The sequence below is a fragment of the Oleiphilus sp. HI0061 genome (assembly GCF_001635675.1).
On the sequence record NZ_LWFE01000121.1, the window covers coordinates 1 to 1011 of the forward strand.

Here is a 1011-nt window from a genome sequence, read left to right on the forward strand (position 1 = left end):
TAGGGGGCGTTTTGTTTTAGTATCCACTACATGTTGTTTTGTATGCGGGAAGTATAACACTATATTGTTGTGTGTGAAGTTTCTTTTCCGATTTTTTTATTGTGTAAATATCAAGGTGGTCGAGACTGGTTTGTCAATACTTTGGGGCGATAAAATATGAGGAAAAGGAAGGTGCTTGTATTTATGGGCTTTGCAGAATTAGTGCTTACTTATCTTTTTATGTTAGCACTAGATATAGTGTTTTGTTATAGGCATCTCAGTCCTAGATCTGTAAGCGGAATGTGTAGGTTTTGCTAATACTAGAGGCGAACTAAATGAAGGCGCTAAGATATAGCGCCTTAAATTCGGTTTGCTTTTTAATCGCCTTTTTGTTCAGACTGACATGCCTGTACGGCCGTTAGTGCAATGGTAAAGACGATATCTTCTATTAATGCGCCACGAGATAAGTCGTTAACAGGTTTGCGCAAACCTTGTAGCATTGGGCCGATACTGATTACATTGGCGCTACGTTGTACAGCTTTGTAGGTGGTGTTACCAGTATTTAGATCTGGGAAGATAAAAACGGTTGCTTGACCGGCCACCGGGCTGTTCGGTGCCTTTTTCTTGGCGACACTTTCAATCGCCGCCGCATCGTATTGGAGGGGGCCGTCAATTACGAGGTCTGGCCTTAAGTTCTTAGCGATCTCAGTAGCTTCACGAACTTTGTCGACGTCTGCGCCGGTGCCGCTTACACCTGTGCTATAGGAAATCATGGCGACTTTGGGGTCAATGCCAAATGCTTTGGCTGAGTCGGCACTTTGTATCGCAATATCGGCCAGCTGTTCGGCATTCGGGTCTGGGTTGATGGCGCAGTCACCATATACAAGTACTTGGTCGGGGAGGCACATGAAGAAAACTGAAGACACTACCTTGGCGCAATCGTTTGTTTTAATCAACTGAAGCGCGGGGCGCACAGTGTTGGCTGTTGTGTGAACAGCTCCTGATACAAGCCCGTCAACTTCATCTAGCGCC

1 protein-coding gene is annotated in these 1011 nt (G+C 45.4%); it reads right to left on the minus strand.

Annotated elements, in window-relative coordinates; all coding sequences use genetic code 11:
- Positions 1–356 precede the first annotated feature (356 nt).
- On the minus strand, positions 357–1011 hold a 655-nt coding region (pta, locus tag A3735_RS01520; RefSeq protein ID WP_068637434.1), incomplete at its 5' end, for a phosphate acetyltransferase.